General features: G+C 60.0%; 22 protein-coding genes. 4 read left to right on the top strand and 18 right to left on the bottom strand.

The window, feature by feature from the left end; genetic code table 11:
- Positions 1-156: 156 nt before the first annotated feature.
- The 10 genes from F7R06_RS19545 to F7R06_RS19500 form a co-directional block, all read right to left on the bottom strand.
- On the bottom strand, positions 157-2250 hold the full coding sequence (locus tag F7R06_RS19545; RefSeq protein WP_090317823.1) for an LTA synthase family protein: 2094 nt from the start codon (positions 2248-2250) through the stop codon (positions 157-159).
- Positions 2251-2543: 293 nt separating this feature from the next.
- On the bottom strand, positions 2544-3149 hold the full coding sequence (locus tag F7R06_RS19540; RefSeq protein ID WP_090317820.1) for an START domain-containing protein: 606 nt from the start codon (positions 3147-3149) through the stop codon (positions 2544-2546).
- 50 nt (positions 3150-3199) lie between these two features.
- On the bottom strand, positions 3200-3454 hold the full coding sequence (locus F7R06_RS19535) for a YkgJ family cysteine cluster protein (RefSeq protein ID WP_090317817.1): 255 nt from the start codon (positions 3452-3454) through the stop codon (positions 3200-3202).
- Between the two features lie 165 nt (positions 3455-3619).
- Entirely contained in the window at positions 3620-4087 is a 468-nt protein-coding gene (locus tag F7R06_RS19530; protein WP_090317814.1) for a translation initiation factor 2, read from the bottom strand.
- Between the two features lie 100 nt (positions 4088-4187).
- Positions 4188-5627 (bottom strand): aminotransferase-like domain-containing protein, encoded by a 1440-nt coding sequence (locus F7R06_RS19525; protein WP_090317810.1) that lies wholly within the window; start codon positions 5625-5627, stop codon positions 4188-4190.
- Between the two features lie 201 nt (positions 5628-5828).
- Positions 5829-6641 carry an OmpA family protein gene (locus F7R06_RS19520; RefSeq protein ID WP_090317807.1) on the bottom strand — a complete coding sequence of 271 codons (813 nt, stop codon included), beginning with the start codon at positions 6639-6641 and terminating at the stop codon, positions 5829-5831.
- Positions 6638-6994, bottom strand: a complete 357-nt coding sequence (locus F7R06_RS19515) for a DUF4398 domain-containing protein (RefSeq protein ID WP_090317803.1) — start codon at positions 6992-6994, stop codon at positions 6638-6640. The genes F7R06_RS19520 and F7R06_RS19515 overlap by 4 nt, the downstream gene beginning before the upstream one ends.
- A 9-nt stretch (positions 6995-7003) precedes the next feature.
- Positions 7004-7840 (bottom strand): substrate-binding periplasmic protein, encoded by an 837-nt coding sequence (locus tag F7R06_RS19510; protein ID WP_090317799.1) that lies wholly within the window; start codon positions 7838-7840, stop codon positions 7004-7006.
- Positions 7841-8049: 209 nt separating this feature from the next.
- The gene (locus F7R06_RS19505) at positions 8050-8979 is read right to left on the bottom strand and encodes an electron transfer flavoprotein subunit alpha/FixB family protein (protein ID WP_090317796.1); all 930 of its coding nucleotides are present in this window, start codon (positions 8977-8979) and stop codon (positions 8050-8052) included.
- Positions 8980-9729: an electron transfer flavoprotein subunit beta/FixA family protein gene (locus F7R06_RS19500; RefSeq protein WP_007987229.1), complete on the bottom strand. Its 750-nt coding sequence runs from the start codon at positions 9727-9729 to the stop codon at positions 8980-8982.
- 549 nt (positions 9730-10278) lie between these two features.
- On the opposite strand from F7R06_RS19500, the gene F7R06_RS19495 reads away from it, so the two are divergent.
- The gene (locus tag F7R06_RS19495) at positions 10279-11943 is read left to right on the top strand and encodes an electron transfer flavoprotein-ubiquinone oxidoreductase (RefSeq protein WP_090317793.1); all 1665 of its coding nucleotides are present in this window, start codon (positions 10279-10281) and stop codon (positions 11941-11943) included.
- 178 nt (positions 11944-12121) lie between these two features.
- Here the strand turns inward: F7R06_RS19495 and F7R06_RS19490 are convergent, their stop codons facing one another.
- The 6 genes from F7R06_RS19490 to F7R06_RS19465 form a co-directional block, all read right to left on the bottom strand.
- A complete protein-coding gene (locus F7R06_RS19490) occupies positions 12122-12925 on the bottom strand; it encodes an IclR family transcriptional regulator (RefSeq protein WP_090317790.1) in 804 nt (267 codons plus the stop codon).
- A 60-nt stretch (positions 12926-12985) separates the two neighbouring features.
- Positions 12986-14296, bottom strand: a complete 1311-nt coding sequence (locus F7R06_RS19485; protein WP_090317787.1) for an MFS transporter — start codon at positions 14294-14296, stop codon at positions 12986-12988.
- A 163-nt stretch (positions 14297-14459) separates the two neighbouring features.
- Positions 14460-15608: a galactonate dehydratase gene (gene dgoD, locus F7R06_RS19480; RefSeq protein ID WP_090317783.1), complete on the bottom strand. Its 1149-nt coding sequence runs from the start codon at positions 15606-15608 to the stop codon at positions 14460-14462.
- Between the two features lie 47 nt (positions 15609-15655).
- Entirely contained in the window at positions 15656-16276 is a 621-nt protein-coding gene (locus tag F7R06_RS19475; RefSeq protein WP_090317780.1) for a 2-dehydro-3-deoxy-6-phosphogalactonate aldolase, read from the bottom strand.
- 19 nt (positions 16277-16295) lie between these two features.
- Positions 16296-17288 carry a 2-dehydro-3-deoxygalactonokinase gene (locus F7R06_RS19470; protein ID WP_090317777.1) on the bottom strand — a complete coding sequence of 331 codons (993 nt, stop codon included), beginning with the start codon at positions 17286-17288 and terminating at the stop codon, positions 16296-16298.
- Between the two features lie 261 nt (positions 17289-17549).
- Complete coding sequence (locus F7R06_RS19465; RefSeq protein WP_056855912.1) at positions 17550-18032, bottom strand: GNAT family N-acetyltransferase; 483 nt, start codon at positions 18030-18032, stop codon at positions 17550-17552.
- 208 nt (positions 18033-18240) lie between these two features.
- Between F7R06_RS19465 and F7R06_RS19460 the strand changes: the two genes are divergently transcribed.
- The 3 genes from F7R06_RS19460 (at position 18241) to F7R06_RS19450 (ending at position 20258) form a co-directional block, all read left to right on the top strand.
- Positions 18241-19446: an MFS transporter gene (locus F7R06_RS19460; RefSeq protein WP_090317775.1), complete on the top strand. Its 1206-nt coding sequence runs from the start codon at positions 18241-18243 to the stop codon at positions 19444-19446.
- An 80-nt stretch (positions 19447-19526) separates the two neighbouring features.
- Positions 19527-19850 carry a hypothetical protein gene (locus F7R06_RS19455; RefSeq protein WP_090317774.1) on the top strand — a complete coding sequence of 108 codons (324 nt, stop codon included), beginning with the start codon at positions 19527-19529 and terminating at the stop codon, positions 19848-19850.
- Positions 19851-19877: 27 nt separating this feature from the next.
- A complete protein-coding gene (locus F7R06_RS19450; protein ID WP_090317773.1) occupies positions 19878-20258 on the top strand; it encodes a Rho termination factor N-terminal domain-containing protein in 381 nt (126 codons plus the stop codon).
- Between the two features lie 132 nt (positions 20259-20390).
- Here the strand turns inward: F7R06_RS19450 and F7R06_RS19445 are convergent, their stop codons facing one another.
- Positions 20391-21320, bottom strand: a complete 930-nt coding sequence (locus F7R06_RS19445) for a PfkB family carbohydrate kinase (protein WP_090317772.1) — start codon at positions 21318-21320, stop codon at positions 20391-20393.
- Positions 21313-22779 (bottom strand): purine-cytosine permease family protein, encoded by a 1467-nt coding sequence (locus tag F7R06_RS19440; protein WP_090317771.1) that lies wholly within the window; start codon positions 22777-22779, stop codon positions 21313-21315. Before F7R06_RS19440 ends, F7R06_RS19445 begins: the two co-directional genes overlap by 8 nt.
- Positions 22780-22823: the final 44 nt, after the last annotated feature.

The following is a 22823-nucleotide window of genomic DNA, read 5'->3' as shown; positions in this document are numbered from 1 at the left end:
GGGAACAGGCTGGTCTGGCTGCGGGGCTCTCCCTGGATGTAGGCCATAACGAAAAATGCTCCGTATCTTTCGATACGGAGCATTTTCTTTGAGCGCTGCGCAGATTGCTAGGTTTTCACACAGTCTGACAAGGGCCTCTTTTTATTGCGCCGTTACTTAGTCCGGCTTGCCGTCGACCACACCGGCGGTGTTGTCGAGCAGGCTCTTGGTGGCGGTCTGAAGGAACGACTCAAGCTTGAGTTTCAGTGCCGCTTCATCGGACGACTCCGGCATCAGCTCGCCTTTAGGGTTCGCGCCCAGTTCATACCGGTAGAGTTTCGGCGACATTTCCTTCGGCAATACCAGCACGCGGTCGGCAGTGAGCAAGGCGACGGTCTGATCGCTACCCGATGGCTTGATCACGCCAAAACCCTTGTCACCTTCCGGCAGGTTCAGCAGGTCACGTCCCCAGCATTGGTGCACCACATCACCACCTACACGACCCATGATGGTCGGTACGATATCGATCTGGGTACCCACTGTGTGGTCACGCTGGCCGAATTTTTCCTGGATGCCCGGTGCGATCATCAGCATCGGAACGTTGAAACGCCCCAGATCCATTTCGGTGATCTGCTGTTCGTTGCCGAACCCATGGTCACCGACGATCACAAACAGGGTTTCCTTGAAGTAAGGCTCCTTGCGCGCCTTCTCAAAGAACTGACCCAGCGCCCAGTCGGAGTAGCGCATGGCCGTCAGGTGCTCATTGAGGGTGCCACGGTCAGTGACCCGGTCAACCGGCAATGGAGTCGGCAGCGCGTAGGGCGTGTGGTTGGACAGGGTTTGCAGCAAGGCATAGAACGGCTTCTTGTCCTTGCCGTCGCGGGCTTTCAGTTCTTCCAGGCCACGATTGAACATGTCCTGGTCGGAAACACCCCAGGTCGGATCGGAGAACACCGGGTCAACGAAATCGTTACGCCCGATGAAGTTGGTCATCCCCTGGTTGCTGAAGAAGCCCGACTGGTTGTCCCAGGCGAAGTCGCCGTTGTAGACGTAAACATCGTCGTATTGACGGGCGCTGAGCAACTGCGGCAGCCCAGACAGCTTGTGGCTGCCTTCCGGGGTCTGCATCAGGTATTCGAAACCCGGCAGGTTCGGGAAGCAGGCCATGGTGGCGAACATACCCTGGTGGGTATGGGTGCCGTTGGAGAAGAAACGGTCGAACAACAGGCCTTCTTTGGACAGTTTATCGAAGTACGGCGTGATGTTGCCCGGACGCCCCAGCGCACCCACCGAGTGACCGGCGAAGCTTTCCATCAGAATCACGACGACGTTTTTGATCGGCAGGGTCTTGTCGGCGTTTGGTGTGTAATTACGACGAACGGCGGCGGTATCGGCGTCCACCAGTTTATCGCTTGGTGTCAGCAGCATGTCGCGCACGGTCTGCTGGGCCAATGGCTGGTCAATGGTGGCTTTCCAGATGTTGCTGCGCTCGTTGGACATCCGGCTCTGGGCCGCGGCAACCAGTTGCAGGGTACCGTTGAGGCCCAACTGGTTGGCGAAGTTCGACTCGGTGGTATAGACGTCACCCCAACGCAGTGGCGGGCCTTGACGCAAGGTGCCGCGGGCAGCGACCACGCAGAGCAGCAGGCAGACCATGAACACGGCGAAGCGCGCGTACCACGGGGCCACCTGGCGAGTACCGATGCTGCCGCCGCTGAAGGGGCCGCGAGGACGGGTCGCACGATCGGCGCCTTTGAACGCCAGGCTGAGGATCCAGGTACCTACGGCCCAGGCAAGCAGGTAGCGAACGACCGGAAAACCGTACCAGAGCATGCTCATCACGGTTTTCGGATCTTCTTTCACATACTGGAAAACCAGGCCGTTGAGGCGCTGGTGGAACTCACGGTAGAAATCCATCTCCATGAGGCCCAGAAACAGCGCGATGCTCGAGGCAACCGTCAGCCAGAAGCGGAACAGCCCGCGCGCCGCCATGGCACGGGCGCTGAATAACGCAATCAGCAACGGAATGCAGAGATAAACCACCAGGCGCAAGTCGAAACGCAGGCCATTGGCGAAGGCTTCGAGGAATGTCGAGGCCGGTGTGTCGAGGATCATCGAGCGGTTGTAGACCAGCAGCGCGACGCGCAACAAGGAGAACATCACCATCATGACCAAAGCGCACAAAAGCGTATACGCCAGATGCGATTTGACGGTCGGTTGCAGCAGGCGACTTGAAGCTCGCTGCTGATTCAGGGCGTCCGGAATTGCCATGTCGTATTAGGACCCATTGGAAGTTGAAGTTTAAAAAATACAGCTGCGCCCTGCCCTCTGCTGGCCAAATCCTGGCCCGGGGTTTGCGCGATGCGCAAATGTTGCACGATCAACCGCATCATTGCCATTGATTACTGTTCGTTGATGCAGACGCGCGCGGATTGTCTTGGAGGCGTTGTGAAAATTTCGTGCAACGAATATCTGGAAACACAAAAAAGCCCTGCCCTGTAAAAACGGCAACGCCCCGAACCGGTCGGGGCGTTGCGCAGGCCTTGCTCAACAGGGCAACAGGATTACTTCTCAGCGCGGGCCTTGAGGTTTTTCAACGTATTAAATGGCGCATCGACCACGAATTTGTTGGCCACCATCGACGGAACACTGCCACCCGGCTCGGTGTGCACCTGATAGGTCACTTCGATCTGATCGCCCTTGGGGATGAACTTCCAGAATCCCTCGACCTTGGCGACCCGGACAAAGCCTTTTTCTTCAGGCAAGTATTTCGGCACCCCTTCGAGCTTGCGGGTCAGACTGCCATCAGCGCCTTCGATAACGGTAACGTGCATCACCGAATCACGCGGGGTGACTGGCCAGGGGGTATTGAACTGGGTGTAAGTCCAGAGCTGATTGCCTTCCTGCTTGAGCAACTTCTGGGTCTTGCATTCGTGAATCCATGTGCAGGCACCGGGGACGTCGTCCTGCAGGGCGCGCAGTTTGGCCATGGTGGTCTTCATCAGGGTGACGCCCTGGTAGGCCTTGTAATCGGAACCAGGCACTTCACTCAGGGAGACCTTGATGCCGTCTTCGTTCTTGGCAACCTTCCAGTCTTCGGCCTGGGCGGCCGAGGTGGCCAATACAGCCGTCAAACCACACAGCAGAGCAATACGATGCAGCGAACCCATAGTCTTATTCCTTATTGTTGAAGTTCCGTTCGGAGGTGCAAGCCCACACATCACGCAGCCGTCATTTGCTCCCACCAGCCAAGCAGCCTGATCGCTTCTTCACGGCTGTCGCCGCACACCTCGAAATCAGCCTCGAACGCCGAACAGACAGCCGGACGCTCTGGCTGGCCGAAAATAGAGCACAGGTTTTCGGCAGACAATTGCAGGCAACGTTCCCCGGCGGCTTTGCCATTGGGCATACCGGGAATCGGTGAACTGATGGATGGGGCAATGCAACAGGCGCCACAGCCTTCACGGCATTTCATGACGACGAGCTCCTCGCAACGGGCAATGTGTTAAAGGACGTGGCACAGAGTAACCGCTAAAACAGTTGTTTTAAATTGGCGAACCATGGGTTTTTGTCTGCAATCGGGCGTGACCGGTCAGTCTCCGACAAAGCGTCTGGCTGGCGGGTCATGAAGGGGGAAGCATTAATGCTTGAATTCGAATTCCAGCGCCGCGCCTTCAACGTCACGACGCTCTTCATTGCGCCGTTGTAGCTGCATTTCGTTGCTGATCAACCTTCCGTTGAGCTGGAAATCACTGCTTTTGTCACCGAACATTTCCGGCAACACCGGCTCGCGCTTGGGTAATGGCACTGTGCCGACCGGCTTCAGCTCGTCAACCATGCCCTTGGGCAAACTCAAATCCAGGTCAACGGAAGGCAGCGGGGTTTTCGCCACCTCGCTGGCCGACATCGACTTGGCCGCGACCGGAGGACGTTTTTTGACCGGCACGGTTTTCTTTTTGACCGGCGCGGCTTTCGTGGCGGGAGCGTTTTTCTTCGAGGGAGTGCTTGCTGCCGGTTTTTCCTGAACAGAAGCGGCCATCACGGACAGCGGCTGAGTGCTTAACAACAGGCAAATCATCAGCCAGGTGGCGGGAAAAATCGGTTTCATGGACCCAACGGCGCGAACGGCGCTAACGACAGAGGGGCCATATGCTCGCTTGTTGCAGGCCACATGACAAGCGTGGGCAGGAAATACCTGCCCGCCTCCATCACAGACCGCTGGCCATTTCCTGGCAGAGCTGGGTGGCGAGCATGCCGAGAGTCATCAAGGCACGCTCGGCTTCGCGATTCCAGGGGATGCCGCAATTCAAGCGGATGCAATGATTGAATTGCTCGGTGTTACTGAAAATCAAACCCGGTGCGATGCTGATGCCCTGCTGCAGGGCTCGCACATGCAGCTCCTGGGTGTTGACCCGTCCCGGCAAACTCACCCACAGGATGAAACCGCCGGTTGGCCGTGTCATCTGGGTGCCTTCAGGGAAGTACTGCTGCACCGCCAGCTGAAAGGCGCTGAGGTTCTTGCGATATTCCTGACGGATGTACCGCAAATGCCGATCGTAACCACCGTTCTCCAGATAAGCCGCAATGCCCATTTGCGTGACGCTGCACGCGGAATGGGTGCTGAACGTCTGCAAACGCTGGATTTCCTGCTGGTACTTGCCGGCAATCATCCAGCCGATCCGCACACCCGGCGACAGGGTCTTGGAGAAGCTTGAGCAATAGATCACCCGGTCCAGGCGGTCATAGGCCTTGAGCGATTTGGTGCGCCCCTGCTCAAACATCAATTCGCCGTAAATATCGTCCTCGACAATCTGGATATCGAAGTCGGATGCCAGGCGCAGCAGTTGTTTCTGCCGCTCTTCGGGCATGGTGCCACCCAATGGGTTACTCAAACGAGTGGTCAGCACCAAGGCTTTGATCGACCACTGGTTAGCGGCCAATTGCAGGGCTTCCAGGCTCATGCCGGTGGACGGATCGCTGGGAATCTCGATGACTTTGAGACCCAGCAGATCGGCCAGTTGAAGCAAGCCATAGTACGTCGGCGACTCGGCCGCGATCAGGTCACCGGGCCGTGTCAGCACCCGCAGGGACATTTGCAAGGCATCGACGCAGCCGTGGGTGATTACCACTTCCGACGGATCGACCACTACGCCGGCATCACGCATGCGGATCGCCACTTGTCGGCGCAACGGCTCGAAACCGGGGCTGAACATGTAGCTGAACGCACGCGGACTGTGAAAACGGGTGACTTTGGCCAGTTGCTGGTGCAGCGCCCGCACCGGCAGATAATCGACACTGGGCACCGCGGCGCCCAACGGGAAGACGCCTTCGCGGCGGGACTCGACCAATACCTGCTGGATGATGCTGCTGCGAGTGACCAGGCCAGGACGCTCGACCCGGGCGATATCCGGTGTCGGCGCGGTCAGGGCCGGCGTCTGGTGCACGTAGTAACCCGACTGCGGCCGGGCACGGATCAGCCCCTGATCCTCAAGGTTGGCATACGCCTGCAGCACAGTCGCATGGCTGACATTGAGCTGCGAGCTCATCTTGCGCACCGAAGGCACACGCTCGCCGGGTTGATAGACACCACGACGGATATCTTCGGCCAGTTGCTGAGCAATACGTTGGTAGAGCAGGAGATTGGTCATGACGCAGCACTCGATTTCACGGGCATTTTATTCTTGTGTGAAACAATACCGGAACAGTTTAGAAGTGTACTGGGACAGTTGCCACAATAGTCGACAGTACAGTGCAGTGTCAGCAAGAACTGTACTGTTTTGAGAGGTATTTGGCAGGCATAAAAAAACCCGGCGCTGACTGGCAGGCCGGGTTTTCCAGTGACGCCACCCTTAGCGGGCGGCGCCCAGCTGGCCTTTTTCGTCGGAGAACACAATTTCCACCCGACGGTTCTGGGCGCGACCACGCTCGGACGCGTTCGCGTCCACAGGGTATTCGTCGCCGTAGCCTTCAACCTGAATGCGTTTGTCGTCGATCCCCAGATCCATCAAGACGTCCGCCACCGATTGCGCACGATCGAGGGACAGCTTGAGGTTTTCCTGTTTGCCACCGGTGCTGTCGGTGTAGCCCTCGATCCGCACCACGCGCTTGGGATTGAGCTGCAGGAACTGGACGATTTTCAGCACGACGCGGTTCGCCGAGTTTTTCAACTCCGCTTCACCGGTATCGAACAGCACATCGCCCAGGGTCATGACCAAACCACGGTCCGTCTGGGTGGTGGCCATCGCAACAATCTGTTCTTCGAGCCACTTGCCCTGCTGCTGCACGCTGAGCAGTTTGGATTCCCGCAAGGCCAGTTGCAGGCGCTGCCGCTCCAGTTCGAGCTTCGCCGCGCGCTCTTCGTTAAGCACCTTGTTGGTGTGCTCCCGAGCGATCTCGCTGTAGCGCTGGCTCAGATAAGCGTAATGCGCCACGTCCGACCCGCTACCCCAGTAGCTGGACAACCGATCGGCGCGAGCCAGGGATTCACCGGCGCGGATCACGTCCTTGGGCGCGATTCGCAGCACATTGGAATCTTCCTTGACCTTCTGGAAGTCGGCACCGGCCTGCTGCAATGCCGCTTCGCTGTGCTGACCGGCGCAGCCGTAGAGGCTTGCACAGCCGGCCAGGATCAAACTGCCGAGGGCCTTGGTCTTGAGGCTCATTGGGAGTCTCCCACTTGCTTGCGCAGACGGGCAATGCGGGTATTGAGCACGTTCAACTGCTCCTCGCTCTTGAGGGTCAGGACCCGCGCTTCAGCCAGACGCGCATCCAGCTCGGCCTGTTCCGACCGCATGCGAGCGTTCTTGAAGGATTGGTCGGCCATGTTGCCCTTGGCACGGTTGAACTTGTCTTCGGCCAATTTCATTTCAGGCACTTCATCGGCAGTGGCACCAACAGCCTTGGCTTGTTCAAGTGCCTGTGCAGTCAGGCGCATTTGTTCGTTCGGCGCCGGATCGGCTGCACAACCCGCCAGAGCCAGAACGGCCAGGGCAGCGAAAAGAGGTCGGATACTCACTAAAAATCCCTACTGTTTTGAGGTACTGACTGGTTGCTTCTGCCGTTGAGAAAGTTGAGCATTCCAGCGCTCGATATTGCGTTGCAGCACGGCCTCCGTCAGTCCGGACGCGGGCAATTCTGTCATCTTTTTGGCCAACTGTCCGCGCAACCACGGATCGTTGCAGGCCGAGTCATGGGAAACAGCCAGAAACAGCCCCGGCCTGTCTACCGGTTGCACGCGAGCCACGAGGTCATTGGACATACCCAATGTCTGCGCCATCGCCATGCCCGAATAACGTCCGGCCAGGACATATTCCACCTCGCCCAAGAGCAATTTCTGCAAGGCCTGGGTCAGGTTGGACGTACGCGTGAGGGTCAACTGCTGCTCAGCGAAAGTACCGAATGCCGGGGTCAGCCGGGACTTTTCGGACAAGGCACCGGTATGCCCCTGCAAGTCCTGCACATTGCTGTAGACCAGTGACGAATCCTTGCGGGTCCAGACCAGATAGTCGTTTTCCAGCAACGGCGGGTGAATGTAATCCAGGGTTTCCAGTTCGCTGACCGTCAACGAGGCATCGGCCAGCAAGTCCATGCGCCCACTGCGCACTTCGTCCAGGGCCTGAGAGCGTGTTCCGGCGTACAACAGTTCAACCTTGATCCCCAACTGCCCCGCCACTTGCTGCAATAAATCGGCGCTGGCGCCAATCAGATGCCTGGGATCTTGCGGGTCTTGCCACAGATACGGTGGCGCATCCGGGCTGCCAGTCGCCACCAGGCGCTCGCACTTGCCTGCTGCGATGGACAACGCAGGAAATAGCGTCAACCCAAGAAGCAATGACCAGCCATACACGCGGCGCAAATCCATGGCGAAACACTCCGTTGAGACTGTTTATAACCTTGTAGGAGCGAGCTCGCTCCGGGCGGCGTTCCGACGATGGTCTCAAGGGCAGCGCGTTTATTCAGGATCCCCCGCGTCATCGTTGACGTCCATCGCGAGCCGGCTCGCTCCTACAAAAAAAAGCAAAAAAAAAGCCCGACCAAAAGGTCGGGCTCTTTATAAGTGAAGCCGCCGGATTAGACCAGCTTCTCCAGCTCAGGGATGGCTTCGAACAAGTCCGCCACCAGGCCGTAATCGGCCACCTGGAAGATCGGCGCTTCTTCGTCCTTGTTGATCGCAACGATCACTTTGGAGTCTTTCATGCCGGCCAAGTGCTGGATCGCGCCGGAGATACCGACGGCGATGTACAGCTGTGGCGCAACGATCTTGCCGGTCTGACCGACCTGCATGTCGTTCGGTACGAAACCTGCGTCGACCGCGGCGCGCGAAGCACCGACGGCAGCGCCCAGCTTGTCGGCCAGGGCGTACAGGTGTTTGAAGTTGTCACCGTTCTGCATGCCACGGCCGCCGGAAACGACGATTTTGGCAGCGGTCAGTTCCGGACGATCGGACTTGGCCAGCTCTTCGCCGACGAAGCTGGAGATGCCAGCGTCGTGGGCAGCGCCAACGGATTCAACCGAAGCCGAACCACCTTCAGCGGCAACCGGGTCGAAACCGGTGGCACGCACGGTGATCACTTTCACGGAAGCGTTCGACTGGACGGTAGCGATGGCGTTACCGGCATAGATCGGACGCTTGAAGGTGTCAGTGCTTTCGACCGAGATGATCTCGGAGATCTGGTCAACGTCCAGTGCAGCGGCGACGCGCGGCAGGATGTTTTTGCCGTTGGAAGTGGCGGCAGCCAGGATGTGGCTGTAGCCCTTGCCCAGCTCGGCAACCAGAGGAGCAACGTTTTCCGGCAGCTGGTGAGCGTAGGCAGCGTTATCGGCTACCAGCACTTTAGCTACGCCTGCGACTTTCGCAGCGGCTTCAGCCACGGCGCCAGCGCCCTGGCCTGCAACCAGCACGTGGATGTCGCCGCCGATTTTGGCAGCGGCAGCAACGGTGTTCAGCGTGGCCGGGGCCAGCACTTTGTTGTCGTGTTCAGCAATAACCAAGATAGTCATTTAGATTACCTTCGCTTCGTTTTTCAGTTTCTCGACCAGTTCAGCCACCGACTTGACCTTGATACCCGCGCTGCGTGCAGCAGGCGCTTCGACTTTCACGGTCTTGTTGGTGGAGGCGGTGGAAACGCCCAAAGCGTCCGGAGTCAGCACTTCGAGAGGCTTCTTCTTGGCTTTCATGATGTTTGGCAGGGACGCGTAGCGCGGCTCGTTCAAACGCAGGTCGGTGGTGACGATGGCCGGCAGTTTCAGGGAAACGGTCTGCGCGCCGCCGTCGATTTCGCGGGTGACAGCTACGCTGTCGCCGCTGATTTCGACTTTGGAAGCGAAGGTGCCCTGACCGTAACCGCTCAACGCAGCAAGCATTTGGCCAGTCTGGTTGTTGTCGCTGTCGATGGCTTGTTTGCCAAGGATCACCAGCTGAGGCTGTTCCTTGTCGACAACCGCTTTCAACAGTTTGGCAACGGCCAGGGAAGTCAGATCTTCGGCGGATTCGACGAGGATGGCGCGGTCGGCACCCAGAGCCAGCGCGGTGCGCAGTTGCTCTTGAGCGGTGGACGGGCCGACGGAGACGACGACGATTTCAGTCGCAACGCCTTTCTCTTTCAGGCGTACGGCTTCTTCCACTGCGATTTCGCAGAACGGGTTCATCGACATCTTGACGTTGGCGAGGTCGACGCCGGAATTGTCCGCCTTGACGCGGACCTTGACGTTGTAATCCACAACGCGTTTGACAGCTACAAGAACCTTCATGGATTCCTCGTTACTCTCCGGTGAAAAGAAAGTCGCCTAGGCGAACCTGGCGGTTGATGCTCATCGGGCGCAAGGGCACCTCTAAAAACGCCGGCAAACGTGTCAAGTGACCATCGCTCATGATGTTGATGACCGTTCGTCAGTCGTGACTCGCGAGTCATTCAATATCGCAGCGTGTAAACTCCGCGCCAAAGCTGCGCGGCACTTCACTTTCAACGGCCATCGCCCTGTCTTTAGAGGTGCTCTTGAAACCTACAGTCAGCCTACGGCGAGCGCAAAACCGCCCGTATCTTGACCGGAACACCTATTCCGGTCAATACGCCAAAATGGCCGTTCATAAGCCGCGTGACTTTGATTTATCTGGCTTTGAGCCATTTCAAACAAACGTTTGTATTGGACGCTGAGAGTGGTGTAGATATAATGCGCCACCCAAAGAGAAAGGTGGTTAATCGATTGTCCTCTCCCGGCGTTGCGCAGGGATTCAAGGATGCGACACCAAACCTCCCAAATTAGAAAAAAAACTGTTGAGCCTTGAGTAGGAGATAACCTGTGGAACGCGAATACATGGAATTCGACGTGGTCATCGTCGGTGCCGGCCCCGCTGGTCTTTCCGCTGCCTGCCGATTGAAGCAGAAGGCCGCCGAAGCCGGTAAGGAAATCAGCGTCTGCGTGGTCGAAAAAGGCTCCGAAGTCGGTGCTCACATCTTGTCCGGTGCCGTGTTCGAACCACGGGCCCTGAACGAACTGTTCCCGGACTGGAAAGCACTCGGCGCCCCGCTGAACACGCCCGTCACCCGCGATGACATCTTCGTGCTCAAGAACGCCGAAAGCGCGCAGAAAATTCCAGACTTCTTTGTGCCCAAGACCATGCACAACGAAGGCAACTACATCATCTCCCTGGGCAACCTGTGCCGCTGGCTGGCCCAGCAGGCCGAGAACCTGGGCGTGGAAATCTACCCGGGCTTCGCTGCCCAGGAAGCCCTGTTCGACGAAAACGGCGTGGTGCGCGGGATCATCACCGGCGACCTGGGCGTTGACCGCGAAGGTCACCCGAAAGAAGGCCTGTACACCCCGGGTATGGAACTGCGCGGCAAGTACACGCTGTTCGCCGAAGGTTGCCGCGGCCACATCGGCAAGCAACTGATCAAGCGCTTCAACCTCGACAGCGATGCCGACGCCCAGCACTACGGCATCGGCCTGAAAGAAATCTGGGAAGTCGACCCGGCCAAGCACCAGCCCGGCCTGGTGGTCCACACTGCCGGTTGGCCGATGGACATCATGGGCACCGAGAACACCGGTGGCTCGTTCCTCTATCACCTGGAAAACAACCAGGTGGTGGTCGGCCTTATCGTCGATCTGTCCTACAGCAACACTTACCTGTCGCCGTTCGACGAGTTCCAGCGCCTCAAGCATCACCCGGTGCTCAAGCAGTACCTGGAAGGCGGCAAGCGCATCAGCTACGGCGCTCGCGCCATCTGCAAGGGCGGCCTGAACTCGCTGCCGAAAATGGTCTTCAAAGGCGGCGCGCTGATCGGTTGCGACCTCGGCACCCTGAACTTCGCCAAGATCAAAGGCAGCCACACCGCGATGAAATCCGGCATGCTGGCCGCCGAATCCGTGGCTGACGCGCTGTTCGCTGACCTGGACGGCACTGCAGAGCTGACCACTTACGTCGACGCGTTCAAGAAGAGCTGGCTCTACGAAGAACTGTTCGCCAGCCGCAACTTCGGCCCGGCGATCCACAAGTTCGGCGCCATCGTCGGTGGCGGTTTCAACTGGCTCGACCAGAACATCTTCGGCGGCAAACTGCCGTTCACCCTGCACGACACCAAGCCGGATTACGCTTGCCTGAAGCTGGCGGCCGACTGCAAGAAGATCGACTACCCGAAACCGGACGGCAAGATCAGCTTCGACAAACTCAGCTCGGTGTTCATCTCCGGTACCAACCATGAAGAAGAACAGCCGTGCCACCTGAAGCTGACCGACCCGAGCATCCCGATCAACAAAAACCTGCCGCTGTACGATGAGCCAGCCCAGCGTTACTGCCCGGCCGGCGTGTACGAAGTGATTACCAAGGAAGATGGCGAGAAGCGCTTCCAGATCAACGCCCAGAACTGCGTGCACTGCAAGACCTGCGACATCAAGGACCCTTCGCAGAACATCACCTGGGTGACACCGGAAGGCGCTGGCGGCCCGACTTACCCGAACATGTAAGCCGAACGCTGAACAACGAGGCTCCCGAATGGGGGCCTTTTTGTTGCCCACGATTTTACTGGCGGCACAAAAAACCAATGTGGAGCTTGCTCGCGATGAGGGCAGCACATCCACCACTGATGCGACTGACAATCCGCCATCGCGAGCACGCTCGCGCCCACATTCAATCCGATCAACTTCAGATTTTGGCGCCCAGCTCCGCCGACAGGCGCGCCGTCACACCCTTGATCAACGGAATCAACTCGGCCATTTTTTCCAGTGGCATATACGGCACGGTGCTGGCGATGCTGATACCGGCGACAATGCGCTTGCTGGCATCACGAATCGGCGCCGCCACGCACCGGATCGACGGTTCGTTGTCCTCCAGATCGAAAGCGTAACCACCGGCCACGTACTCGATCATGCGCTGATGAAACTGCTCCCAGGACTGCTCCGGGTGCTGCGGCCAGAACTGATTTTTCCCACCCGCCGGAAGACTGACTTCATACAGCCGCTGCCACTCTTGCGGGGTGTCGTCGAGCATCAGTGCCTTACCGATGCCGGTACGCGCCAACGGCATGCGATGGCCGACCCGCGAGCGCATTTCCGGGCCGTTGCGCCCCGGATTCTTGTGCAGGTACAACACTTCGTCGCCTTCACGGATCGCCAGGTGAATGGTGTCACCGGTCAACGCCGACAACTCATCCAGGTACGGCCCGGCCAGGGTGACCAACGGCAGTTCTTCACGCGCCTGAAATCCCAATTCGATCAGCTTCGGCCCGAGCAGATAACCGACTTGCGGTACCACTCGCAGATAACGTTCATCGACCAGGCAACTGGCCAGTCGATGAGTGGTGCTGCGCGTGGTGCCGATCAACCGGGCGATTTCCTTGAGATCACGGGCGCCGCTGGCCACGGCCTGAACCACACCCAGGCCACGAAGCAGTGTCTGGGTGCCGGTCGGCGCGGCGTCCTTGGCGTTTTTTGGGGCGTCTTCCTGCATATCCAGCCTTTACCGTTGGGCGAGTGAACGGGCGGCATTATGGTCGCCCGAACGCCGCGACTACAACTTGATACGCTCGACTTTCCCCACCAGCAAGATGTAGGAAAGCGCCCCCATCAACGCCAGTACCGAGATGTAGGTGATTGCCGGAGCAAACGAATCACCGGTCGCGAGGAAGCCGATGACAATCGGGGTGGCGATGGCCGACAGGTTGCCGATGAAATTGAACACCCCGCCGGTCAGGCCGAGCAACCGGGCCGGTGCCAGCGTGGAAACCAGTGACCAGGTGATCGACGCCAGACCGTTGCCGAAGAATGCCAGGGCGAGGAAGGCAATCACCAGCGGCGTCGACTCGACAAAGTTGGCGCCGATGATCGATGTGGAAATCAGCAGGCCACTGATGATCGGCAACTTGCGAGCGAAACCCACGGTGTAACCGCGACGGATCAAGAAATCCGAAAAGAATCCGGAACACAACACTCCAACGAACGCGGCGAGAAACGGCAGCGATGCCAGCAAGCCGGATTTGATGAAGTCCATCCCGCGGTATTTCACCAGATAGGTCGGGAACCACGTCAGGAAAAACCACAGCGTCGAGTTGAGGCAGAACTGGCCCAGGTAGATACCCCAGAGTTTGCGCTTGCTCAGGACGATCCCCAGGTCCGTCCAGCTGAATTTGGCTTTGCCCCTGGCTTGCTCGGCCTGGATGTCCACCAGCCCGCCGCCTTCGCGGATCAGGTCGATTTCGGCCTCGTTTGCTCCTTTGAAGTCACGCGGTTCGCGATACACCGTGTACCAGATCACCGCCCAGAGAATGCCTACCGCGCCTGTGGTGACAAACACCATATGCCAGCCGAATTCGTGCTGAAGCCAGGCCAACACCGGCGTCAGGAACGCCAGACCGACAAACTGTCCAGAGGTGTAGAAACCGATGGCCGTGGCGCGCTCGCGCTCGGGGAACCACGTGGTGACAACGCGGCTGTTGATCGGATAGGCCGGTGCTTCGAGGGCACCGACGGCCATGCGCAATACGAACAGCGCGATGAAACTGGCGGCAAAGCCGAGCATCACCGTGGCCATCGACCACAGCAGCAGCGCGACGGTGTAAAGAATGCGCGGTGGCACCCGATCCACCAGCCAGCCACCGGGGATCTGCATGGCGGCGTAGGTCCAGCCGAAGGCCGAGAAAATCAGGCCGACGTGAATCGGATCGATACCCAGGTCGCTGGTCAGCGCCGGGGCAGCGATCGACAGGTTGCTGCGGTCCAGGTAATTGATCACCACGGTGATGAACAGCAGGACCATGATGAAAAAACGCTTGCGGCTGGGCGTCACCAACGTCGCCTGCCCGGCGAGGGTTTGCGGTTGCATGAGGGGTGCCTCTTCTTGTGTTTATTGAGGACGATCTAAGCCTTGCACGAAACCCTGTGGGGGTGGCTTGCCAGCGATGGCAAGGGCACATCCGGCATTGATGTGAGCAACAGGACGCTATCGCGGGCAAGCCCGCTCCCACAGGTTATGTGTCAGGAGGAACTCACCACTCGGCAAAACTGCCATCGGCATGACGCCAGATCGGGTTGCGCCAGCGGTGGCCGACGGCTGCGCGTTCGATCACGTACTCCTCGTTGATCTCGATACCCAGGCCCGGACCGTTGGGGATTTTCACGAAGCCTTTGTCGTAGTCGAACACCCGCGGATCCTTGACGTAATCCAGCAGATCGTTGCTCTCGTTGTAATGAATGCCCAGGCTCTGTTCCTGAATGAACGCGTTGTAGCAGGCCGCATCCAGTTGCAGGCAGGCGGCCAGCGCAATCGGACCCAGCGGACAATGCAGCGCCAGCGCCACGTCATAGGCTTCGGCCATGTTGGCGATCTTGCGGGTTTCGGTGATGCCGCCGGCGTGGGACGCATCGGGCTGGATGATGTCGACGTAGCCTTCGCTGAGCACGCGTTTGAAATCCCAACGGGAAAACAGGCGCTCACCCAGGGCTATCGGCGTGCTGGTCAGTGACGCCAATTCCTTCAATGCTTCGTAGTTTTCGCTGAGCACCGGCTCTTCAATGAACATCAATTTGTACGGGTCAAGCTCCTTCATTAGCACCTTGGCCATGGGCTTGTGTACCCGACCATGGAAATCAACGCCGATGCCGACGTTCGGGCCCACCGCGTCACGCACGGCCGCGACGTTGGCCAGGGCCAGGTCGACTTTCTCGAAGGTGTCGAGGAACTGCAGCTCTTCGGTGCCGTTCATTTTCACGGCGGTGAAACCGCGCCCCACCGCTTCCTTTGCCGCCCGCGCGGTATCCGCCGGACGGTCGCCGCCGATCCACGAATAGACACGAATCTTGTCGCGTACCTGGCCGCCGAGCAGATCGCTGACCGAAACACCCAGCGCCTTGCCCTTGATGTCCCACAACGCCTGGTCAATGCCGGCCAGTGCGCTCATGTGGATCGCACCGCCCCGGTAGAAGCCGCCGCGATAAAGCACGGTCCAGATGTCTTCGATGTTGCGTGGGTCTTTGCCGATCAGGTAGTCGGACAATTCTTCGACGGCGGCCGCCACGGTGTGAGCGCGGCCTTCGACCACGGGCTCGCCCCAACCGGTCACGCCCTCGTCGGTTTCGACCTTGAGGAAGCACCAGCGCGGCGGAACGATGAAGGTGGTCAGTTTGGTGATTTTCATCTTCTTGTCTCTCTTATTCAGATGCAGCGCACGCAGCGCCAAACGTCTTAGCGAAGGGATTTCCAGGCAGCGACATAGGCCTTGGCATTGGCCGCCACTTGCGCAGGAGTCATGCCTGGTTTGAACAACCCGGAGCCGAGGCCAAAGCCTTTGACGCCGGCATCGATGAACACCTGCATGTTGTCCGGGGTGATGCCACCGACCGGTGCCAGAATCGTTCCCGCCGGCAACACCGCGAGCCACGCCTTGACGACCGCCGGCCCCATCTGTTCGGCCGGAAACATCTTCAGGATGTCTGCGCCTTCGGCCAGTGCCGCGAAGGCTTCGGTCGGCGTGGCGACACCCGGCGACAGGTACAGCCCCGCTGCCTTCGCGGCGCGCAATACCTTGGGATCGCTGTGGGGCATGACGATCACCTGACCGCCCGCCGCTTTCACTTGTTCGACCTGTTCCGGCGTCAGCACCGTGCCCGCACCGATCAGGCAATCGGCGGGCAAGGTGCTGCGCAGGATACGGATGCTTTCGTAGGGTTCGGGGGAATTGAGCGGCACTTCGATGACGCGAAATCCGGCGGCGTACAGGACTTCGCCGATGGCCGCAGCTTCTTGCGGACGCAGGCCACGCAAAATCGCGATCAGACCGTTTTGCGCCAGTGCTTGTTTGAGCATGTCAGAGCTCCAGTCAGGTTTATCGGGATGGGTTGGGCGTGACCAGTCCGGCGGCCAGCGCCAGTTGCCACAACCCGCGTTCGGTGGCCTGCTCGGCCTGGGTCACCCGGGCGAAACCGCAAGCGTCGAGGGCTCGGCTGTAACGCGCACAGAGTTGGGAATTGCCGATGAGGATGATCGACGGCAGGTGCACCGTGTTGCGCCGACGGCGCTGAAGACTGGCCAGCGCCGAGAGCTCATGACCGATCAGCAGCCCGGACAGGTAATCGGCTTGTGCGGTGGCGCTCAGTTCACCCGTCAGCCCCAGGCTGCGAGCGCTGAACACTGTAGAAAGCACGCCAATCTCGCCGTCGCCCGACAACGCCACCTGCACGCCGCGATCGAAAGCTTCGCCATCGAACGATCCGCCACGTTGCTGGGTGCGCCCCAGAATGCTGTGTTCGCTGAGCACAGCGAAGATCTCGCCGGTCATGAAGGTATCGAAATGGATGATGCAGCCGTTGGCCACTTCTACCCATTTCGAATGACTGCCCGGCAGGCCGATCAACAGATCGGTGCCCGCCTCGTCCGGCAGCGTTTGCAGCACACCGAGCACCTGGGTTTCTTCGCCGCGCATCACGTTGGGCAAGCGCGTGCGCTGGATCACACCCGGCACGATGTGCACGTCGACACCGCGAAGACTGCGTACGGTTTGCAGGGCGGTGCCGAGGGTCGCGACGTTTGCCGGCGTATCGCGGTAGGCCGCTTCGCGCCAGCCCTGGGCGCTGCCGACCATGCCGCAGGCAATCACCGGCAGGCCGGGCTGTTCGTCGAGCCAGTCACCGCAGGCCTGGTCAAAGGCCAGTTCAAAGCCGTCGGCGCATTCCCGGCCGGCGATGACGCGCGGCGCCTTGGGCAATTGCATGATCCCCGACGACAGCGACCGCTGTTCGAGCACCTGGCCACCTTCGGCCAGTTTGTAAGCACGTAATGAGGTTGTCCCCCAATCGAGCGCGATCAATTGCGCCAGCATCGCTTCACCTGTTTTGGTTTTTGGCAGTGAGTGAGCTGGACTATAAACCCGGACGCGGAACAATCTCAATATATAAATATCAATCCCATATATTGAGAAAAGACAAAAAAAACATCGCAGCGTTCGCTAGCTCCTCGGAATGCATTCCCCTGAAGGAGCTAGCTGGCTAGCGATGGTCGTCAACGATAACGCGTGAAGCCTGACACCCTGCGGTGCTTTCGATTTCTTCGCGAGCAGGCTCGCTCCGACAGGGGTGGGCGTTTAATTTCCTTCGGCGAACTCACGGAGTACTTTGCCGTCCATCCGGTAGCGAACCCACTCTTCCTGCGGCTGAGCGCCCAGGGATTTGTAGAAATCGATGGCCGGGGTGTTCCACTCCAGAACGCTCCATTCGAAGCGCCCGCAGTCGTTGGCACAGGCAATTTTCGCCAAATGCCGCAGCAGGGTTTTGCCCGCCCCGCCGCCGCGTTGTTCCGGAGTGATGTAGAGGTCTTCCAGGTACAGGCAGTTACTGCCCAACCAGGTGGAATAGCTGAAGAAGAACACCGCGAAACCGATCGGCAAACCGTCGCGCAGGCAGATCAGGCCATGGGCGGTCGCCCCCTCACTGAACAGGCTGCGCTCGATGTCGGCAACACTGGCAATCACTTCATGGCGGGCACGTTCGTAGTCGGCCAATTCAGTGATGAACGCGAGGATTTGCGGTGCGTCACTGGGGGTCGCCGGGCGGATTTCGATCGTCATGGACGTGCCTTGTCATAAGTGGAAAACGCCATACTAAGGCGGCGCGCGATTTGTGGCGAGGGAGCTTGCTCCCTCGCCACGGAACGTCCTGGCTACAGGTCATTACTCCGGCTTTGGCTAACCCTTGCATCGCGAACCTCGCACCCAACATAGACGCCTTGCGTGATAGATAGATGACCTCGTATTTATCGGGTCAAGGAACCGCGTCATGTCTACCGCAACACCCCCTGTCTCCAGCAAGTTGTTCGGCCTGTTTTGCCTGGCCAGCTATCTGCTGTCGCTGTCTTACGGTTCGACCTTTTTGCTGTCGCTGTTGATCGGCTCTCGCGGTGGCAATGAGCAGGATGCCGGCAGCGTGATTTCGGCAGCGATGCTCAGCACCTTTGCCGCGGTCATTGTCTCCGGCCACTTGTCCGACTGGCTCGGCGCGGCCCGCTCGGTGGCGCTGTTCGGCCTCTTGCTGGTAGCCGCCAGTCTGGGCTTTGCCCTGACGCCCGGCTTCGGCCATCTGCTGCTGCTTTTCGGGCTGTTGCTGGGATTGGGCTGGGGCGTTTTCTATACCCTGGGGCCGATCATCGTCGCGAGCCTGGTGACGCCGGCGCAGCGCGCCAAATATTTCGCCCTGCTGTCGGGCAGCATGATGACCGGCATCGGCAGCGGTCCGTTGCTCGGTCGCGCCGCGAGTGCCCTCGGCTATCCGGTAACGGCGGCGTTTTACCTGGCGGCGCTGGCCAGCTTCATGGGGGTGCTGCTGTTCTGGCGTCTGGATCGACAGCTGAAAACGGCCCCGGCGCAATCGACCGTCGTATCGCGGATTTCCTGGCACGCCGCAGCCCGGGTGCTGTCGTCCAGAGCAGTGTTCCCGATCATCATGGTCGGCCTCGGCGGCTGCGTGTTCGGTGGGCTGTCGAGTTTTCAAACCAGCTACGCGGCGCAGCGCTCGCTCGACTATTCGCTGTTCTTTCTCGGTTTCATGAGCGCGGCGATCAGCGGCCGCCTGCTGATCGCCGGATTCGTGGTCAAGCGCGATCCGCTGCGTGCGTCCTGCCTGCTTTCGGGATTGATGCTGGGTTCGATCCTGATGTTCGGATTCATGGTCAACGATGGCTTCAGCTACGTGCTCGCCGCCGTGATGCTGGGGATCGGTTACGGCCTGACCTATTCAGTGATCAACGGCCTGGCCGCCAATGAAGCGCCGAGCGGCACCACCGCGCAATCCTTGCTGCTGTTCAGCCTGTCGTACTTCATCGGCGTGTTCGGTTTTCCACTGCTGGCCGGGAAAATCATCGTCGAACACGGCATGGCCACGCTGCTGCTCACCGTGATGGGGGTTGCATCGCTCAATTGGTTGATTACCGTCGGGCGCCTGACCTGGCGCCGAATCACCGCGGTCAAGGCGTTGCAGCGCGCCTGAGCCGTTCGTCGCCAAGGAGGCACCCATTGAGATCCGGGGCGGACTAATCAGGCAGGACTCTATTTATTGGAGACAACACCATGAGCCTGTCCCGGTTGACCGCCCTCGCCCTTTCCGCGCTGCTGTCCTCTGCCGCCTTCGCCGGGGCCACTGGCCCCACTAACCCAGTGGAAAAACCCAAGGCCCCGGCCATCCAGAGCGCCCCCGGCATGAACACCGACGGTACGGCAATCGACAACCGCCTGCCGCCTTCCACCGGGACCGATCCACGCACCCAGGGCAACGACCCCGGACGCCAGGGCGGATTAGACTTGCCGGACACCGAAACACCCGATAACACCGGCGGCGGCCTGGGCTCGAGCACCAGCGGTAACTCGGGCAAAGTCGGCGGAATCAGCCAATAGTTGCCCCCTGAAAGCAGGAGAAATCCCATGCCTCGTGGAAGCAAAGACAAATACACCGCCGAGCAGAAGCGCAAGGCCGAGCACATCGAAGACAGTTATGAAAGCAAAGGCGTGTCCAGGGAGGAAGCCGAAGCTCGCGCCTGGGCCACGGTGAACAAACAATCCGGCGGCGGCGAACGCGCCGGAGGATCCGCACGCAAGAAGCCCGCCAGCGCCAAGTCCGAGGATCGCAAGGAATCGGCCCGGCGAGCCGTGGCCAGTCGTGAGGGGCATTCGCGCAACAGCAAGGCCTCCCGCGATACGCAGACCGTGGACAGTTTGATGAAGGAAGCGCGGGCCAAGAAAATTCCGGGTCGATCCAGCATGCGCAAGCAAGAGTTGATTGAGGCGTTGCGCAAGGCTGGCTAGAGTCCGAATCATGCGGTGGATCGGAGGGTGTCATTGCGGGCAAGCCCGCTCCCACAGGGTTTCAATGTGTTCACAAATCAAGTGTTCACCACTGTCCCTTGAGGGAGCTGGCTTGCCAGCGAAGGCGTCCGTTCAGCCGTTGAATGACTGCCTGACCAATGCATCAACCTCGGCTGTGCCCGGCGAAGTGGCGGGTCCCCAGCGAGTCACCGCCAAAGCCGCCGCCGCATTCGCCCGCCGCGCCGCATCAAACGCCGACAACCCTTGGGCCAGGCCCGCCACGAACACCCCGGCATGGGCATCGCCCGCACCGTTGCTGTCCACGGCGTCGACCTTGAAGCCCGGCACATGCCGACACTCAGCGCCCTGGCTGATCCAGCAGCCTTGCGGGCCGTCGCGCACCACCATTAACACCGTGGGCGGCAGATGGTCGGTCAGGCGCGTCAGCGCGTCGGCGAGGTCCGACGCCCCGGTGAATTTCAGCGCCTCGACCGCATTGCTGGTCCACAGGTCGATGCGTGGCAATAAAGCCTGCATCAGCGGCGCCTCCGGCGAATCCACCAACGGCCCCGGATCGAACACCACCTTGATTGCGCTCGGCAACGCCAGCACCCAGTCCACCAGCGCCTGGGCCTTGCCGACGTGCAGCAGGCTGTAGCCACTGACATAGACATAGTCCCCCGCCTCGACCGACACGCTCGCCAGGTCTTCGGCAGTCAGTTCACCCTCGGCACCGATGTAGGACACGAAACTGCGCTCGGCCGAAGCGTCCGTGATGGCGACACACAATCCGGTGTCGCGCTCGGCGCGGTGAGTGATGCCGATCCGGATGCCCTCCGCATCCATCGCCGCGCGCGCCAGATCACCAAAGCGCCCGGTGCCATGACGGCCGAGATAGACCACCGGCAAACCGTTGCGCCGGGCGGCGGCCATCACATTGAAGCCACCTCCGGCTTCGAAACTGGCGGACTGCGCCAGCACGTCGCCACCGGCTTGCGGCAATTTATCCACGGCCATGACCAGGTCGATGATGACCTGGCCGGTGTGCAACAACTTAGGCATGCGCACTCCCGGTCAACGCAGCGCGACGATCCTTCGCCCCGCCGAGTACAAAATAAATCCCGCCCGCCACCACAAAGGTCACGATCCAGCCCAGGCCGTTATGGCCCAGCCACGAGTCGGAGAGGAAGCCCTTGAACCAGACGTTTTCTGCGGTGGTGCCGATGGTGGTGAAACTGAAACCAAGCACAATCGCAATCGCCCAGGCCCCGAAAGCACGCCACTCGATGCCGCCGCGATACCAGTAGGCGCTGCTCGGACTGACATCCAGCAAGTCCTTGGGGCTGTAGTAGTGACGGTGGATCAGGTCGACCACAAAGATCCCAACCCACGCGGTGATCGGCACCGCCAGCAGGGAAATGAAGGTGATGAACGGGCCGTAGAAACTGTCGGCGATCAGCATGAAGTAGATCGAACCGGCGAAGATCGCGACGATGTCGACCACGACCGCATAGACACGCTTGACCTTCAAGCCGAGGGTCAGCGTGGTCAGGCCGGCGGAATACACCGAGAGATTGTTCGACAGCAGCAACCCGCCGAATGCGGTGATCAGGTACGGCACCGCCATCCAGGTCGGCAGCATGTCGCGGATCGCGATGATCGGATCAGTGGCCTGGGCCAGGTCGCTATTGCCCACCGACAGCAGGCCGCCGAGGGTGATCAACAGCACCAGCGGAATGCCCGCGCCGAATGCCGCTGACGCCACCAGGCGCACAGCCTTGACGCTGCGGTGCTGGTAGCGCGACATGTCGGCACCGGCATTGGCCCAACCGATACCGGTGCCCGCCGCCATGGTGCCGACGCCGATGATCATGGCGCTCAGTGGCGCAGGCGTGGCGTTGAACACCGCGCTCCAGTCGATGGTGGCGCAGAGGAAACCGCCCACCAGAATGTTCAGCGCGCCGAACACGTAGGTCGCCCACTTCTGGATCACCAACAGCGTGGCGTGACCGAGGCCCGACACCGACAGGGTCAGCAACACGAAAATCGCGATGAACAGCAACGTCAACAGCGGTGCGCTTTTCGCTTCCACCGGCGAGCCGAACAGGATCGAGCACAGCGACAACAGCACGAACGCGGCGGTGGTGGTGTTGACCGTTTCCCACCCCAGGCGCGACATCAGCGAAACCAGGGTCGGGCCGATGTTGCCGCGCACACCGAAGATAGCGCGCGACAAAGTCAGGCTCGGGGCCCGGCCACGACGACCGGCGATGGAAATGATCCCGACCACCGCGAAGGAGCCCGCGGCACCAAGGATCGCGACGATGATCGCCTGCCAGATCGCCAGGCCGCGAAACGCCACGAGGGTCGCGCCCAAAGGCAGGCCGAGGATGGAAATGTTGGCGGCGAACCAGACCCAGAACAGCTGCAGGGGATGACCGTTGCACTCGGCTTCCGGCACAGGTTCGATGCCCCGGGTTTCCAGCTGTCCGGCGTTCTGCCCGACGTTTGATGAACTCATGAAAAATACTCCTGCTGCCTTTGTTGTGGTTGTGGGCAAATACG

It is taken from the genome of Pseudomonas moorei, assembly GCF_008801475.1.
In the GTDB taxonomy this organism is placed as follows: Bacteria; Pseudomonadota; Gammaproteobacteria; order Pseudomonadales; family Pseudomonadaceae; genus Aquipseudomonas; species Aquipseudomonas moorei.
This window is presented reverse-complemented; position numbering and strand designations above follow the sequence as displayed.